This window comes from Pedobacter steynii (assembly GCF_900103665.1).
GTDB lineage: Bacteria > Bacteroidota > Bacteroidia > Sphingobacteriales > Sphingobacteriaceae > Pedobacter > Pedobacter steynii.
Window position 1 is genome coordinate 515,672 of the sequence record NZ_FNGY01000001.1, and the last position, 15,529, is coordinate 531,200.

Sequence of the window (15,529 nt, forward strand, 5' to 3'; positions counted from 1 at the left end):
GAAAAAGTTATGCTTATTTTGCACAAAAATAACAATATAAACGGATTGATGGATGTAGATGCTATAATTATTGGCGCCGGAGCTTGCGGTTTGATGTGTGCGGTTCAAGCGGGCTATTTAGGAAAAAGGGTAATATTGTTGGAAAAAAGCGATAAACCGGGAGCAAAAATTCTGATTTCCGGTGGGGGCAGATGTAACTATACCAATCTGTTTGCGACTGATGAACAGTTCATTTCCAACAACAAACACTTTTCTAAATCTGCATTTACCCAATGGACGGTAGAAGATACAATCAGCTTTTTTGAAACTTACGGAATCTCAGGAAAAGAGAAAACACTGGGACAACTTTTTCCTGATGGAAAGAATGCAAAAGACATCGTAGCGGCATTTACCAATATCTGTGAGGACTTTGGTCAGCAGATCATTTGTGATGCGCAGGTCAGTGAAATAGAACAAACAGCGGCCGGCTTTGAGGTTCGCTTTGATAGAGGAAATAAATCGCGCAGCTTAAAAGCACCGAAGTTAGTGATTACCACCGGTGGATTGCCAATCCCTAAAATGGGCGCTACAGATTTTGCCTTGCGCTTTGCCAGAAAACACGACCTGAAGATCATTGAAACAGCACCGGCACTGGTTCCTTTAACGATCACCGGAAAAGATGAAGACTGGTATGCACAGCTGTCAGGAAATTCGGTTTTCTGTGAAGTAAGCAACGACAGAATCTCTTTCGAGGAGAACATCTTATTTACCCACTGGGGCCTGAGCGGACCTGCGATCCTGCAAATTTCTTCCTACTGGAAAAGAGGAGAGGAGATTAATATTGATTTGCTGCCCAGACAAAACATACTGGAACTAATCGAAGAAGAACGCAAGGCGAATGGCAAACTGATGTTATCGACCTTGTTTAACCGGATTTATCCTAAGAAATTTACCGATGCCATGGCGAAATTTCTACCAATTGAAAAGCAGGTCGCCTCGCTAACAAAAACTGAACTGGAATTGATTCAGAAAACCATCCACCTGTTTAAAGTAAAACCTGCAGGGGATAAAGGTTACGATAAAGCGGAAGTGATGCGCGGTGGAATTGATACGAATGAACTCTCCTCAAAAACGCTGGAATGTAAAAGTATTCCAGGCTTGTTTTTTGGCGGAGAATGCGTTGATGTAACGGGATGGCTTGGCGGATATAATTTTCAATGGGCCTGGGCAAACGGTTATGTGATCGCTCAAAATATTTAGTACATTAAAGAAAAGGAATAACGACAATGAATAGCCATACCAAATTGATCAGGATTGTTTGTCTGTTTTTGGTGATTACTCCGATTCTTTTAATGGTTTCTTCTACCCGGCTTAGTGCACAGGAGAATTTTAATGTAGTAGTTTCGATGGCTAAAGGAGATCTGAATAGAGATTTGCTGGCAGATTCTGTGGTCGTTACTCAAGATACTATTGCAGATACCTCTCCTTATCGCCTGGAAATATACTTTGCCAAAAAGGGTGGAGGATACCACCTAAACATCCAGACTGACAAAGCGATTAACGAGCAGTCTCCTAACGGAAAAGATGGATACCGGGATGGATATGGTTTTTCTAAAGTAACCATCAAAAGAGGAGTAATTGAGCTGCAATGTCAGTTGATCAGAGGATACTTCATGCATAAATTCCGATATCAAAATGGGAATTTTGAATTGATCGGGTACAGTTATAGGACTATGAATCCTCTGGGCGTAAGTTTTGCAGACTTTAACTTGTCTACCGGCGTTTACCTCGGAACAGAAGAATATGATGACCCTGAGCAAAAAACAACGAAGAACAGGGAAATCATTAAAGTCCGTCCCCTTCCAAAATTGCAGGACTTTGTGCCTTATTCAAATGACCTGTATTGATCAGTCAGGGTGCCTGAAAATATTTCTGCTCCAAAAAGGTAATAAATAAAAATGTCCATCTCCTTTTCATCCCCGAATCTTTGCTGAAGGGCAAATATTCGAATGTCTTCAAAGCAAATGGACATTTTTATTTAAAACTAGTATCGCACCATCGCATGATGCCTAAAAATAGGATTAAAGCGAAAAAAGGAGCGTTTATGTCTGGACGGGTCGAGGTTTCGCTAGTGCTTGAGCAATATTCCTTGCAGTATTTCTAAAAAAAAGAGCATGTTCTGAAAAAGACATAGAAAGATTTTGCCGCCCTTCAGCGTGCAAAAGATTTCAGTCTTTGAAGAATATGCTCTTTTTTTTAAAGTAATACAGTCAGGTCAGGTTAATCACAATTAGGAATGGTATACGTCCAGGTTTCTGCGATTCCTGTTGGGAAGCTATAAATCATCCCTTTACCCATTTCAAACCAGAGCTTGCCACGTAGCTTTTCACGACTGCCAATTTCATTCATAGAAAGGCTATCATAGATTCTGCCATTGATGACTACATATTTAATTTTTTCAGAATTTCTGATGTCATTTAAAGGATTCGCATCCATCACAATAAGGTCGGCTAGTTTACCCGTTTCCAATGAACCGATTTCTTTGTCCATGCCAAGGTAAGCAGCACCGTTTAAGGTGGCACTACGGATCGCCTGTAAAGGAGTCATTCCTCCTTGTACCAGCATCCACAATTCCCAATGTGCGCCTAATCCCTGAATCTGTCCATGGGCACCAAGGTTTACTTTTGTTCCGCCGTCCGCAATTTGTCTAACGGCTTTTGCCACTTCAATATGTCCGTAATCTCCATATTCTGAAGTTGTTCTTCTTCTGGCACGGGCATCAATAATGGCACGTGGGGTAAAGGCCATCAGCCTTTCATTTTCCCATACATTGGTACGGTCATACCAGTAGTTTTCTCCCCACTGGCTACCGTAACTTACAATTAAGGTCGGCGTATAGGCTACACTGGTATTGTTCCAGAAAGAGGTTACATCTTTATAGACCGGTGCCATAGGAATACTGTGTTCAATTCCGGTATGTCCGTCGGCCACCATATTCATATTCGTGAAAAAGGTAGATCCACCTTCCGGTACGACTTCCATTTTTAATTGTCTGGCTGCTTCGAGGATCTGCTGACGCTGCTCTCTTCTCGGCTGATTATATGATTTTACAGAAAATGCACCTACTGCTTTTAATCTTTTGAGGTGAGAAAGGGCATCATCAAGGCTATTGATGACCACTTTAAAATCTCCGTCTGCACCGTATAAGATGGAACCGGTAGAATATAAACGCGGACCTACCATTCTTCCTGCTTTTAACATTTCAGCCTGACTAAACACCATTTCCGTATTGGAAGATGGGTCATGTGAGGTAGTTACCCCAAAGGCGAGGTTAGCCATGTACGACCAGTCCTGTTGTGGTGAAATCCCATCCGGGCTGGTTCTTAAATGTGCGTGTACGTCTATGATCCCCGGCATAATGGTTTTTCCGGTCACGTCAATTACCCTGGCCTGATCCGGAATGGTCATTTCTGCGGCTTTTCCGATGGCAATGATTTTATTATTCTCGATCAGAATTGTACCTTCTTCGATTACCTCATCGCCTTTCATGGTGACTATTCTTGCTCCTTTTAAAGCAAGTAATCCGGTAGGAGCATCGCTTTTAAGTTTTAGTCCGATGGAAAGACCTGCAGTATCAGGTTTTCTAACAGACTGGTTTCCTGAATCTGTGAAGTTAAAAGCGCTGCTGATCTCTCTGCTAAAGTATTGTTCTCCCAAGGTCCAGAATAACTTCTGACTGTCATTGCTCCAGTGGATATAAGTCCCCCCATCGGCAGTCACCCTGGTTAAAGGGATTGATTTGTTGGTAGAAGACAGTTCCAGGGGAGTTCCAACGGTTACCATTGGGGTGATGTATACATTAAATAATTCGGTAAAAGCCATCCATTTGCCATCAGGACTTGGTGTAAACTGAGTCACATAAGTAGAGGTATAATGTGTTCTTTCATTCCCGCCATTCAGGTCTACACTCTTAAATGCTCTTTTTCCGCCTTCATTTCCCTGGAAATAAATGCGGGTATCGTCGGTATTGAATTGTGGTTTAATACCGTTGTCAGAAACCAGGGTTTTTGCACCGCCATTGGCTGGCATGATAAAGATTCCTGTTCCTCTGCCATAGGCATAACCGAGCACATCGTTTCCGATGCCTTTTCTGAAAATAATCTTATCACCTTTATTAGAGTAAGAAGGGGAGTAGTAGAACCCTTTTTCGTCAGTTAGGCTAATGGTTTTTCCTGATTTCAGGTCTGTTCTTTTAATTGCTCCTTTTAGTTCATCATTCCAGGTGGTATAAATTACATATTTTCCATCATTGCTGATTTTAGGTTCAAATTCAAAGTCGATCCCATTGCTTACCCTTTCCGGAGTTCCATTGGGCAGTTCTTTTTTGTATAAAAATCCGGCTGCATTAAAAACGACCATTTTGCCATCCGCAGAGGTGGTCAGCTGACGGATCATTTTTACATCGAACTCATTGCTGTAGACATTATGAGGGAAATGCAGGGCTTGTTGAACAGTCTGACTGCTGTTTACCCGGAAAGGGATGTCGTTTGCTGTCAGTGTGGCGAGGTCTATTTTTTTGATTTTTCCTTTTGCATAGAACACAAGTCCTTTGCCGTCTGGCGTCCAGGCATAGTTCGGATACACACCAAAGATAGCCCAGGTTTCCTGTTGATCGTGAGAAAGGTCTTCATATATCGGCCATTCCTCGCCGGTGCGCAAATTTTGAATATACATCACCGATTTTAAGCGGACACGTTTTACATAGGCCATCATTTTACCATCGGGAGATATTTGCGGTCTGGCGGCACCACCTTGCTGTGCAATCAGGTTGCTCAGCTTTCCTGTGGTCATGTCCAGCTGACGAATGGCATAGATCAATCCGTTTGGGTCTTTACTGTATTCGAAATTTGGGCCCGGTGCCATGTCTTCACTAAAATAAAGATACCTGCCATTAGGACTGATATTGGGCTCTCCGGCATCCTGCTGGTCATTTTTTCTCTTGGTCAGCTGTACGCCTTCACCACCATAAATGCTATACATCCACATTTCTCCTGCACCAAGGGAACGTGAACCGGTAAAGTGTTTTCTGGCGACCAGGTATTCACTATTTGGCATCCAGGTCGCATTATTTAGTAAGCGGAAGGTTTCTTTAGTCACCTGTCTTTTATTGGAACCATCGCGGTTCATGATCCAGATGTTGTCTGCACCATTCTTATCACTGGTATAAGAAATGTATTTGCCATTCGGGCTGAAACGGGGCTGAATGTCCCAGGCTATGCCTCCGCTGAGTAACACCGCCGATCCACCTGTAATGGGCATGCTGTAAATATCGCCAAGCAAATCAAAAACGATATCTTTACCATCCCCGCTTACATCGAGGTTCATCCAGGTCCCTTCATCAGTATCTATACTGAAATTTTTTGTAGGACCCTGGTATTTTTCAATATCCCACTTCTTTTCCTGGGAACTCTTTTCCTGAGAAAATGCGGATTGAAAAATGAATAGAAAAAATAGGGGAAGTAAAGATTTCTTCATAGCGGTGTGTCGTATAAATTAGCCCGCAATTTAATAATATCAGTTCATTTTTATAGTTTTGATGAGTAACCTTTTTATGAGTGAAGCAGAGATACTAAAAAGATACTGGGGATTTGATTCTTTCAGACCATTACAGTCAGACATTATCAGTTCCGTTTTAAATGGCCATGATACCCTGGCATTGTTGCCCACGGGAGGAGGGAAATCCCTTTGTTTCCAGATACCTGCATTGGTAAAGGAAGGAATATGTATTGTCATTTCCCCGCTGATTGCCCTAATGAAAGATCAGGTCGAAAATCTGAAAGCGAAAGGAATTGAGGCCGTCGCAATTTATGCAGGGATGGGAAAAAGAGAAATCGACATCCTGCTCGACAACTGCATTTATGGGAAAATAAAGTTTTTATACTTGTCGCCGGAACGATTATTATCCGAAATTGTGCGGGTTCGGATTTCCTATATGAACGTAAACCTGATTGCGGTGGATGAAGCGCATTGTATTTCCCAATGGGGATATGATTTCAGACCTCCTTATCAGCAGATTGCCGAAATCAGAGAGATTCATCCTAAAGTGCCGGTGTTGGCACTTACTGCCACTGCAACTCAGTTTGTACGTGCAGATATCATCGAAAAATTAAAATTTACCACGCCTAAAGTATTTGTTCAGAGTTTTGAACGTAAGAACCTGAGCTATGTCGTGCTGGATAAAGAAGATAAGTATAAAAAACTGATTGATATTGTCAGGAATGTGAAAGGGACAGGATTGGTTTACGTTCGCAATAGGAGAGAGACGGCAGAAGTGGCTTCTTTCCTGATGAGAAACCAGATTGCTGCGGATTTCTATCATGCGGGAATACCAAGAGATGAACGTTTCCGGAAGCAGGAAGACTGGAAAAAGAATAAGATCAGGGTGATGGTGGCTACCAATGCCTTCGGAATGGGGATCGATAAAGCGGATGTCCGTTTTGTAGTGCACCTGGATTTACCGGAAAGCCTGGAAGCATATTATCAGGAAGCAGGTCGTGCCGGAAGGGATGAACAAAAGGCCTATGCGGTACTGCTGGCCAATAAGTCCGATCAGATGGCTTTAAAGGCCAAGTACGCAGATCATTTTCCAACGGTAGAGGACATTAAAAAAACATACCATTACCTCGGCAATTATTTTCAGCTGGCCTTTGGCGCGGGAGAAGGGCTTACCTTTAATTTTGACCTGGCCGATTTTTGCAAGAGGTTTAATGTTGGGGTCATCAAAACAATGGCTGCCCTGAAGTTTTTAGAACATGATGGCTATTTGACTTTGTCGGAAAACATCTTTTTACCTTCCCGGGTATTGTTCACTGCTTCGCATGAAGACGTGTACCGTTTTCAAATTGAAAATGCAGGATATGATCCATTGATCAAGGCAATTTTAAGGTCTTATGGCGGGGCATTTGATCAATATGTGAAAATTGAGGAAAATGAAATCGCTAAAAAAGTAGGATTGTCTTTTAGTACGGCAAAGAAAATGATCAGTAACCTGGAAGAACAGGGATTGTTGTCCTATTTGCCACAGTCTGATCAGCCACAATTGCAATATATCCGTCCAAGGGTTGATTTTGTCCACATGGATATCGATGTAAAATACATCAAACTGAGGAAAAAGATTCAATTGGACCAGATCAATGCAGTCCTGGCTTATACGGAGAACGCCGAATGCCGGAATGTCCAGCTATTGAGGTATTTCGATGAGCCTAATGCCGACAAATGTGGCGTTTGTGATGTTTGCCTGGCGGAAAAGAAAGAAGATGATCTCGACCAGTTGTCAGACCGCATCGATTTTGAGCTGATGAAGCTCTTGCAAACGCAGACACAAACAATCGAAGACCTGGTAACAGGTGTTAAATCCGGCAGCGAAAATCAAAAGCTGGAAAGGATCCGCGAATTGCTGGATGCCGGAAAAATTAAAACTGACGGTAAAAACTATTATCTTTAAATTGCAACAAATCAATATACCTATGAAGAAATTAAACCTTATTGTGCTCGCTATCCCTGTTTTATTGGCAGGATGTACTGCTGAATGTGTGAAAGATTCCGGAATTCAGACGAGTAAAGTGGTGGAGCTGAAAAGCTATGATAAAATCAAAGTGAGCGGAACAATTAAGTTGGTTTTGACACAGGACAGTACCTATAATGTGAAGATTCAGGCGGATTCAAATGTGATGAGCCATATCAGGTCGAGAGTAAGCGGATCTGAACTGGAACTTAAACTGGAAGATGGCAGCTATTGCGGAACAGATTCTGTTGTGGTTTATGCAGGGATTGGCGAGCTGACCGAACTCAATACCAGTGGAATGGTACGGGTGATTGGTGAAGGGCCAGTCTACGTGAAAGACCTGAAAATGGACCTGAGTGGTAGTTCTGATGTGAAACTAAACATCAGCGCGAGTAAGGTAACCACAAAAATTGATGGTGTGGGTAAACTGACATTGACTGGCCAAACGGGAACCCATGTGTTAAAAACAAGCGGAACCTCTAAAGTAGAAGCCTTTGATTTTGTGGCCGGTATCTATGATATTACTGTTGATGGAACAGGAAAAGCCAACATCAATGTGTTGAATGATTTAAAAGTGAAGACCTCGGGATCGAGTGAAATTTATTATAAAGGAAATCCAAAGAATGTGGAGGAGAAAAAATCAGGAGCAGCTAAGCTGGAGAAAGTAAATTAGCCGTAATTGCCGTTTTTTAGCTATTTTAGTCGCCTTATTTAATACATGGAACAAAAAAACGACAAGAAAGTTATCCAGTCATGGGCCTTCTTTGACTGGGCAAATTCTTCTTATAATTTAGTCATCACCTCAACTATTTTTCCTGCTTATTATACGATTATCACCACGACGGCGGCTCATGGGGATCAGGTGACTTTCTTTGGGCTTAAGTTTACAAATACAGCTTTATCGAATTATGCGCTTTCCCTGGCTTATTTGATGATGGTGATCCTGTTGCCCATTCTATCGGCCACAGCGGATTACAGAGGGAATAAGAAAATATTCATGAAGATCTTCACCTATATTGGCGGTATTGCCTGTATGGGGCTGTTCTTCTTTAAACTGGACACCCTGGAACTCGGAATTATTTGTTTCATCATTGCTGCAATGGGTTATATCGGCGGGGTATTGTTCAACAATTCTTACCTGCCCGAGATTGCAACAAAAGATCAACAGGACCGGGTTAGCGCTCAAGGTTATGCCTATGGCTATATCGGCAGTGTCTTGTTGCAGCTCATTTGTTTTATTTTTGTCCTGAAACCTGAACTTTTTGGCATCACTGATGGCTCATTACCGGCAAGGATGTCTTTTCTTTTGGTCGGGATCTGGTGGATTGGTTTTGCACAGATTTCTTTTAACAGATTACCTGCAGGTAGTCCTAATTATACGGCAATTAACAAAAATGTAGTGCACAGCGGTTTCGGGGAGCTGGCGAAGGTATGGCGACAACTGAAAAGTATGAAAGTGATGAAGCGCTTTCTGATTGCCTTTTTCTTTTATTCTATGGGGGTGCAGACGGTGATGCTGGCGGCTGCCGGATTTGGAGAGAAAACTTTACACCTGGGCACCTCTAAATTAATTGCAGTGATCCTGATTATACAGCTAGTCGCTATTCTGGGCGCAATCTGGATGTCTAAACTGGCAAAAAAGATCGGGAATGTGAGCGTGCTGATCCTGGTGGTTGGCATTTGGGTGATGACCTGTATTGCTGCTTATTTCATTACCAATGAATATGAGTTTTATGGGTTGGCCGCAGTAGTTGGCCTGATTATGGGAGGGATCCAATCTTTATCCAGGTCTACTTATTCCAAATTTATTCCTGAGCATACACCCGATACGGCTTCATTTTTCAGTTTTTATGATGTAACAGAAAAACTGGCGGTAGTGATCGGACTTTTTAGTTTTGCTTATATTGAGGAACAAACAGGAAACATGCGGAATTCTGTGCTTGCATTGGCCTCGTTTTTTGTTTTAGGATTGATATTTTTGCTACTGCTTAGGAAAGTAGCACCAAAAATGGTTAAAGGTTAACCATCATACATTTTTAATAAGACCAATAGATACACATGAAGATAGAATTATTTGTTCCTTGCTTTGTTGATCAGTTATATCCTGAAACAGCATTTAATACGATAAAGCTATTAGAGAAAGCGGGTTGTGAGGTGTTTTATAATTCTGCCCAGACTTGTTGCGGGCAGCCGGCTTATAACGCAGGATACTGGGAACAGGCGAAAGAAACCGGCACAAAGTTCCTGAGCGATTTTTCAGAGACAGATTATATTGTAGCGCCTTCGGCTTCCTGTGTGGGGATGGTAAAGAATGGTTTCAGTGATTTGTTTACCAATACGATTGTTCATAATAAATGCAGAAACATACAATCCAACATATTTGAACTTTCAGATTTTCTGGTCAATGTACTGAAACGGGATTATTTCGGCGCAGAGCTGGAAGGAAAAGCAGTTTATCATGATTCCTGCAGCGGACTGAGGGAATGTAAGATCAAAGAAGAGCCCAGGCTATTGTTGTCTAAGGTTCATGGCCTGGAAATGGTAGAAATGAAAGATACCGATATGTGCTGCGGTTTTGGTGGTACGTTTTCTGTGAAATTCGATGCGATTTCTTCTGCTATGGCGGAGCAAAAGGTAAACAATGCGCTGGAACAGGGAGCGGAATATGTGATTTCGACTGATCTTTCCTGTCTGATGCATTTACAGGGATATATCGATAAAAATAATATTCCTCTAAAAACAATGCATTTAGCCGATGTTTTAGCGAACGGATGGTTAGACTATTAACCTCGTTCCATACCCTGTTTTTAGGGCTGGAATTTATGTCGGGCGAAGAAAAATTAAATTATAAACCCTATATTTGCTTTTAGACGATGAGACTGTCTCTCGTTTTTTGCAATAATGTTTTATTACACGTAAAATAAAAGTTATTGTAAATGTTTATAAATCAATTAATTCACTAAAATCATAGTTGTAGATGATTAACATTACATTACCTGACGGCTCCAGTCGTCAGTACGAAAAGGGCACAACTGCCCATCAAATCGCGCTCTCTATTTCAGAGGGATTAGCGCGCAACGTTTTAGCAGCCGAAGTTAACGGTGAAATCTGGGATTCTTCAAGAGCGATCGAAGGGGATGCATCTGTAAAGTTGTTAACCTGGAATGATACTGCCGGTAAAGCTACTTTCTGGCATTCTTCTGCGCACATTATGGCGGAAGCATTAGAGGCTTTATATCCGGGTACAAAATTCGGTATAGGTCCTGCGATCGAAACCGGTTTCTATTATGACGTAGATTTCGGCGACAGGGAGTTTTCATCAGATGATTTCAAGGCAATTGAGGCCAAGATTTTAGAACTGGCCAAACAGAAAGAAGTTTTTGTTCGGGAAAGCGTTTCTAAAGCAGATGCGATCAAGTATTTTACAGAAAAAGGAGATGAGTACAAGCTGGACCTTTTAGAAGGTCTGGAAGATGGAAAAATTACTTTCTATAACCAGGGACAGTTTACTGACCTTTGTCGTGGGCCACACATTCCAAATACCGGTTTTGTTAAAGCGGTAAAATTGATGAATGTGGCTGGTGCTTACTGGCGTGGTGATGAAACAAAAAAACAGTTAACCCGTATTTATGGGGTTACTTTCCCTAAAGCAAGTGAACTGACTGAGTATCTTCACATGATTGAAGAGGCGAAGAAAAGAGATCACCGTAAATTAGGTAAGGAACTGGAATTATTTGCTTTCTCTGAGAAAGTAGGGATGGGCTTGCCATTGTGGTTACCTAAAGGTGCTGCATTGCGTGAACGTCTGGTTCAGTTTTTAACTAAAGCACAAGGTAAAGCCGGATACGAGCAGGTGGTTACCCCTCATATTGGTCATAAGAACCTGTACATTACTTCAGGTCACTATGAGAAATATGGTAAAGATGCTTTTCAGCCGATCAAAACTCCACAGGAGGGAGAAGAGTTTTTTCTTAAACCGATGAACTGTCCTCACCATTGTGAGATTTATAAAGTTAAACCACGTTCTTATAAAGACCTTCCTTTGCGTTTTGCAGAGTTTGGAACAGTATATCGTTATGAGCAGAGCGGAGAGCTTCACGGGCTGACAAGAGTTCGTGGGTTTACTCAGGATGATGCCCATTTATTCTGTCGCCCTGACCAGGTAAAAGAAGAGTTCAAGAAAGTGATTGACCTGGTATTGTATGTGTTTAAATCTTTGGGTTTCAACGATTACATCGCACAGGTATCTTTAAGAGACGCGGAGAACAAATCGAAATACATTGGTTCTGATGAAAACTGGCATCTGGCCGAATCGGCGATCATCGAGGCTGCTGCAGAAAAGGGTTTACCTACTGTGGTAGAATATGGTGAAGCGGCATTCTATGGTCCGAAGTTAGACTTTATGGTGAAGGATGCTTTGGGAAGAAAATGGCAGTTGGGAACAATTCAGGTGGATTACAATTTACCGGAGCGTTTTGAACTGGAATATACAGGCAGCGATAACTTAAAACACCGTCCGGTGATGATCCATAGGGCCCCGTTTGGTTCCCTGGAACGTTTCATCGCGGTATTGATCGAGCATTGCGCAGGTAATTTCCCATTATGGCTTTCGCCTGAACAGTTTATCATTCTTCCGATCTCCGAAAAATATGAAGATTATGCGAAAAAAGTTTCAGATGAACTAAATAATTCCGATATTCGCGGTTTGATTGACTTTCGGGATGAAAAAATCGGACGGAAAATCAGAGACGCAGAGGTTAAAAAAATACCTTATATGCTGATTATCGGTGAAAAAGAGATGGCAGAAGGAAAGGTATCAGTGCGTAAACATGGTGAGGGAGATTTAGGAGAAATGACTCAGCAGGAGTTTAGTGAATTATTAATCAAAGAAATAACAATTTAAATAGTATATAAATTTGGCATTAGGCAGACCAGGATTTAACAGGGGACCACGTCCTCCTTTTAAGAAAAAAGAAGCAGAACATAATATTAATCAGTTTATCAGAGCTCAGGAGGTTAGATTAGCTGGAGATAATGTTGAACCGGGGATCTATCCTTTGGCAAAAGCTTTAGCCCTTGCCGACGAATTGGAATTGGATCTGGTTGAGATTTCTCCAAATGCAGTACCTCCGGTATGTAGGATCATTGATTACAGTAAGTTTGTTTACGAGCAGAAGAAAAAGCAGAAAGAGATTAAAGCAAACGCAAAACAGACCGTAATTAAGGAGATCCGTTTCGGTCCTAATACCAACGATCACGATTTTCAGTTCAAACTGAAACACGCGGTTAGTTTCCTGGAGAACGGGGAGAAGGTTAGGGCTTATGTACACTTTAAAGGTAGAGCAATTGTTTACAAAGAGCAGGGAGAGATTCTTTTGCTTAAGTTTGCACAGGCGCTTGAAGATATCGGTAAAGTGGAGTTATTACCTAAGTTAGAGGGCAAGCGTATGTTTTTAACGCTGGCTCCAAAAGTTGCTAAAAAATAAATAAATTACATAAATAAACACAGGTTATGCCAAAAATGAAAACCAATTCCAGTGCTAAAAAGCGTTTTTCGCTTACTGGAACAGGTAAAATCGCAAGGAAGAATGCCTACAAAAGCCACATCTTAACTAAGATGTCGACTAAACGTAAGCGTAATTTGGGTCACACTTCAATGGTGTCCGCAGCTGATATGGGCAACGTTAAGCGTATGCTTGCCATCGGTAAATAATTAAATTTTTAACCAGGTACCCGGTAGTAAGTTTGCTGTAATACGCAACACCGTTTATCAAAAAACAACACACTATGCCACGTTCGGTAAACGCAGTAGCTTCGAGAAGAAGAAGGAAAAAAGTCCTTAATATGGCCAAAGGCTATTGGGGATCAAGAAGTAAGGTTTTCACCATTGCTAAAAATACGGTAGAAAAAGGTTTGCAATATGCATACCGTGACCGTAAAGTTAAGAAAAGAGAATTCCGTGGATTATGGATTCAACGTATCAACGCTGGAGCACGTCAACATGGTATTTCTTACTCTCAACTGATCGGTAAATTAGCTACTAAAAACATCGGTTTAAACCGTAAAGTTTTAGCTGATTTAGCAATGAACCATCCTGAAGCTTTCAAAGCTGTAATTGATGCAGTAAAATAGATCGTAAGATTATTTTAATAAAGAAAAAGGGAGCTATTAGCTCCCTTTTTTTATGCGCAATGTTTTTTGTTAGAAAGTATTTTTTGTCAGAAGAGGAGATGCGCTCCTGCTTTTTGCACACTTTCCTTATCCAGGTTATCCAGCTGAGGGATTCTTCCCAGGATGGGGATGCCGGAATAAGTGCTGATGTAACGCTCGGATTCTTCATTGGCAGCTCCATTGAAAATGAGGCCTTCCACTTCGATTTTTCTTGATTTCAGTACTTCCAGGGTAAGGAGGGTATGATTGATACTACCCAGGTAGTTCTGGGAAACGACGATCACTTTTGCAGATAAGCTTTTAATCAGGTCAAGGATCAGTTCCTCTTCGTTGATGGGAACCATTAAACCGCCCGCGCCTTCAATCACCAGGTTGTTCGTTGTTGCCGGAGCTTTTATCGCTGCAGCCTCGATGTGAATGCCATCTATTCTTGCTGATAAATGCGGGGAAAGGGGCTGGCTAAGTTTAAACTGTTCCGGATGGATGACTGTTTTCTGATTGCTGATGAGTCGGGCGACCAATAGGCTGTCGCTATTGTCCAGGTCTCCCGATTGAATGGGTTTCCAGTAATCTGCTTGTAGCTTTTCGGTCAGGATTGCACTCACTATTGTTTTTCCGATACCCGTTCCAATTCCGGTAATAAAATAAGTTTTATTCATGTTGTTTTAATAAGGCCAGCTGACTAGTCAGGATTTGAATTTCTTCATTGGTATTATAAGTATGGAGGCATATCCTCAATCGCTCGCTTCCCTTAGGAACCGTCGGGCTTAAAATGGGACGGACATCCAGTCCTTTTTGCTGCAGGCTTTCTGCGGCAAATTTTGCTTCGGCCGCACTGTTGTAAAGAATGGTTTGGATGCTGCTTTCGCTTGACTTATGCGTTATTCCGGCCAGTTCCATAGTCAGGGTATATTGTTTGATCCTTTCGGTAATGATTGGGGTATGATCAGTTTCTGTGAGTAATTGATAGGCTGCATGAATGCAGACGATCGTATGGAGCGGTGCGGCGGTGGTATAGATAAAGGACCGGGCAAAATTAATCAGGTATTCGCGTAGGGCAGGGCTTCCAAGTACAATGGCCCCATGACAGCCTAAAGCTTTGCCAAAGGTAACGACCCTCGCAAATACTTCCAGTCCGAGTTCCTGAATCCTTCCTTTTCCATGCTTTCCGAAGATGCCTAAGGCGTGTGCTTCATCGACAATCAGGTTTGCACCATAGCGGTTACAGCAGGCATTAATCGCTGTTAGTGGGGCAAGATCACCATCCATAGAATAGACGCTTTCTACGAGTACGTATATATTACCGGTAGCCAGTTTTAGTTTGGCTTCCAGTGCTGCTATGTCGTTGTGTTTGAAGGTATACCTGCTGGCATGGCTCAGGCGGGCCCCATCGATCAGACTGGCATGAATGAGTTCATCAGAGATGATCGTGTCACCACGCTGTGCTAAGCTGGAGATCAGGCCAACATTGGCATCGTAACCGGAGTTGAAAATTAAGCCGCTTGCTGCCTGATGAAATCCGGCGATGAGGGATTCTGTTTCTTCCGTAAAGACATGGTTTCCGCTGAGCAACCTGGAACCTCCTGAGCCGATGCTCAGATTAGGGATTTGCAGGAGTATGTTTTCTATGCGGTCTTTCAGTACCGCTGATCTCGAGAAACCCAGGTAATCGTTAGAGCAAAAGTCGACAGGCAAATGGAGTTTGGATAGTTTTCTTAATGATCCGCTATCCGCTCTCGCTTTTAATCGCTCTTGTATAAACTGCTCGGCTTTGTTCATAAGGTTCAAAAATAAAGAAAGCAGGAGGAACCTGCT

At 42.1% G+C, this 15,529-nt stretch carries 13 protein-coding genes; 10 read left to right on the forward strand and 3 right to left on the reverse strand.

The annotated features are described in order from the left end of the window. Nucleotides 1-9: 9 nt before the first annotated feature. Nucleotides 10-1,239, forward strand: a complete 1,230-nt coding sequence (locus tag BLQ87_RS02000; protein WP_245723776.1) for a BaiN/RdsA family NAD(P)/FAD-dependent oxidoreductase — start codon at nucleotides 10-12, stop codon at nucleotides 1,237-1,239. Between the two features lie 26 nt (nucleotides 1,240-1,265). Further along, the gene (locus BLQ87_RS02005; RefSeq protein ID WP_074604460.1) at nucleotides 1,266-1,886 is read left to right on the forward strand and encodes a hypothetical protein; all 621 of its coding nucleotides are present in this window, start codon (nucleotides 1,266-1,268) and stop codon (nucleotides 1,884-1,886) included. Between the two features lie 373 nt (nucleotides 1,887-2,259). Here BLQ87_RS02005 and BLQ87_RS02010 read toward each other — a convergent pair whose 3' ends face one another. Further along, entirely contained in the window at nucleotides 2,260-5,514 is a 3,255-nt protein-coding gene (locus BLQ87_RS02010) for an amidohydrolase family protein (protein WP_074604461.1), read from the reverse strand. Nucleotides 5,515-5,590: 76 nt separating this feature from the next. Here BLQ87_RS02010 and BLQ87_RS02015 point away from each other — a divergent pair, with 76 nt between their 5' ends. The 8 genes from BLQ87_RS02015 (at nucleotide 5,591) to rplT (ending at nucleotide 13,675) form a co-directional block, all read left to right on the forward strand. Then, complete coding sequence (locus tag BLQ87_RS02015) at nucleotides 5,591-7,483, forward strand: RecQ family ATP-dependent DNA helicase (protein WP_074604905.1); 1,893 nt, start codon at nucleotides 5,591-5,593, stop codon at nucleotides 7,481-7,483. A 22-nt stretch (nucleotides 7,484-7,505) separates the two neighbouring features. Beyond that, nucleotides 7,506-8,216: a head GIN domain-containing protein gene (locus BLQ87_RS02020; protein ID WP_074604906.1), complete on the forward strand. Its 711-nt coding sequence runs from the start codon at nucleotides 7,506-7,508 to the stop codon at nucleotides 8,214-8,216. Between the two features lie 45 nt (nucleotides 8,217-8,261). Continuing rightward, complete coding sequence (locus BLQ87_RS02025) at nucleotides 8,262-9,566, forward strand: MFS transporter (RefSeq protein WP_074604462.1); 1,305 nt, start codon at nucleotides 8,262-8,264, stop codon at nucleotides 9,564-9,566. A 35-nt stretch (nucleotides 9,567-9,601) separates the two neighbouring features. Continuing rightward, a complete protein-coding gene (locus tag BLQ87_RS02030) occupies nucleotides 9,602-10,330 on the forward strand; it encodes a (Fe-S)-binding protein (RefSeq protein WP_074604463.1) in 729 nt (242 codons plus the stop codon). Between the two features lie 190 nt (nucleotides 10,331-10,520). Continuing rightward, nucleotides 10,521-12,446, forward strand: a complete 1,926-nt coding sequence (gene thrS, locus BLQ87_RS02035; protein ID WP_074604464.1) for a threonine--tRNA ligase — start codon at nucleotides 10,521-10,523, stop codon at nucleotides 12,444-12,446. A 13-nt stretch (nucleotides 12,447-12,459) separates the two neighbouring features. After that, nucleotides 12,460-13,029: a translation initiation factor IF-3 gene (gene infC, locus BLQ87_RS02040; RefSeq protein WP_008238148.1), complete on the forward strand. Its 570-nt coding sequence runs from the start codon at nucleotides 12,460-12,462 to the stop codon at nucleotides 13,027-13,029. Between the two features lie 26 nt (nucleotides 13,030-13,055). Then, nucleotides 13,056-13,256 (forward strand): 50S ribosomal protein L35, encoded by a 201-nt coding sequence (rpmI, locus tag BLQ87_RS02045; protein ID WP_041887185.1) that lies wholly within the window; start codon nucleotides 13,056-13,058, stop codon nucleotides 13,254-13,256. A 74-nt stretch (nucleotides 13,257-13,330) separates the two neighbouring features. Then, the gene (gene rplT, locus BLQ87_RS02050) at nucleotides 13,331-13,675 is read left to right on the forward strand and encodes a 50S ribosomal protein L20 (RefSeq protein WP_073229174.1); all 345 of its coding nucleotides are present in this window, start codon (nucleotides 13,331-13,333) and stop codon (nucleotides 13,673-13,675) included. Nucleotides 13,676-13,761: 86 nt separating this feature from the next. On the opposite strand, the gene bioD is transcribed toward rplT, so the two are convergent. Both bioD and BLQ87_RS02060 read right to left on the reverse strand, forming a co-directional pair. Next, complete coding sequence (bioD, locus tag BLQ87_RS02055; protein ID WP_074604465.1) at nucleotides 13,762-14,373, reverse strand: dethiobiotin synthase; 612 nt, start codon at nucleotides 14,371-14,373, stop codon at nucleotides 13,762-13,764. After that, on the reverse strand, nucleotides 14,366-15,493 hold the full coding sequence (locus BLQ87_RS02060) for an aminotransferase class I/II-fold pyridoxal phosphate-dependent enzyme (protein WP_074604466.1): 1,128 nt from the start codon (nucleotides 15,491-15,493) through the stop codon (nucleotides 14,366-14,368). The genes bioD and BLQ87_RS02060 overlap by 8 nt, the downstream gene beginning before the upstream one ends. Nucleotides 15,494-15,529: the final 36 nt, after the last annotated feature.

Bases quoted from the DNA above. Each gene is read 5' to 3' on its own strand.
- BLQ87_RS02005 (WP_074604460.1), top strand. From the start codon at position 1,266: ATGAATAGCCATACCAAATTGATCAGGATTGTTTGTCTGTTTTTGGTG.
- BLQ87_RS02030 (WP_074604463.1), top strand. From the start codon at position 9,602: ATGAAGATAGAATTATTTGTTCCTTGCTTTGTTGATCAGTTATATCCT.
- BLQ87_RS02010 (WP_074604461.1), bottom strand. From the start codon at position 5,514: ATGAAGAAATCTTTACTTCCCCTATTTTTTCTATTCATTTTTCAATCC.
- BLQ87_RS02025 (WP_074604462.1), top strand. From the start codon at position 8,262: ATGGAACAAAAAAACGACAAGAAAGTTATCCAGTCATGGGCCTTCTTT.
- BLQ87_RS02020 (WP_074604906.1), top strand. From the start codon at position 7,506: ATGAAGAAATTAAACCTTATTGTGCTCGCTATCCCTGTTTTATTGGCA.
- BLQ87_RS02000 (WP_245723776.1), top strand. From the start codon at position 10: ATGCTTATTTTGCACAAAAATAACAATATAAACGGATTGATGGATGTA.
- thrS (WP_074604464.1), top strand. From the start codon at position 10,521: ATGATTAACATTACATTACCTGACGGCTCCAGTCGTCAGTACGAAAAG.
- rplT (WP_073229174.1), top strand. From the start codon at position 13,331: ATGCCACGTTCGGTAAACGCAGTAGCTTCGAGAAGAAGAAGGAAAAAA.
- BLQ87_RS02015 (WP_074604905.1), top strand. From the start codon at position 5,591: ATGAGTGAAGCAGAGATACTAAAAAGATACTGGGGATTTGATTCTTTC.
- rpmI (WP_041887185.1), top strand. From the start codon at position 13,056: ATGCCAAAAATGAAAACCAATTCCAGTGCTAAAAAGCGTTTTTCGCTT.
- bioD (WP_074604465.1), bottom strand. From the start codon at position 14,373: ATGAATAAAACTTATTTTATTACCGGAATTGGAACGGGTATCGGAAAA.
- BLQ87_RS02060 (WP_074604466.1), bottom strand. From the start codon at position 15,493: ATGAACAAAGCCGAGCAGTTTATACAAGAGCGATTAAAAGCGAGAGCG.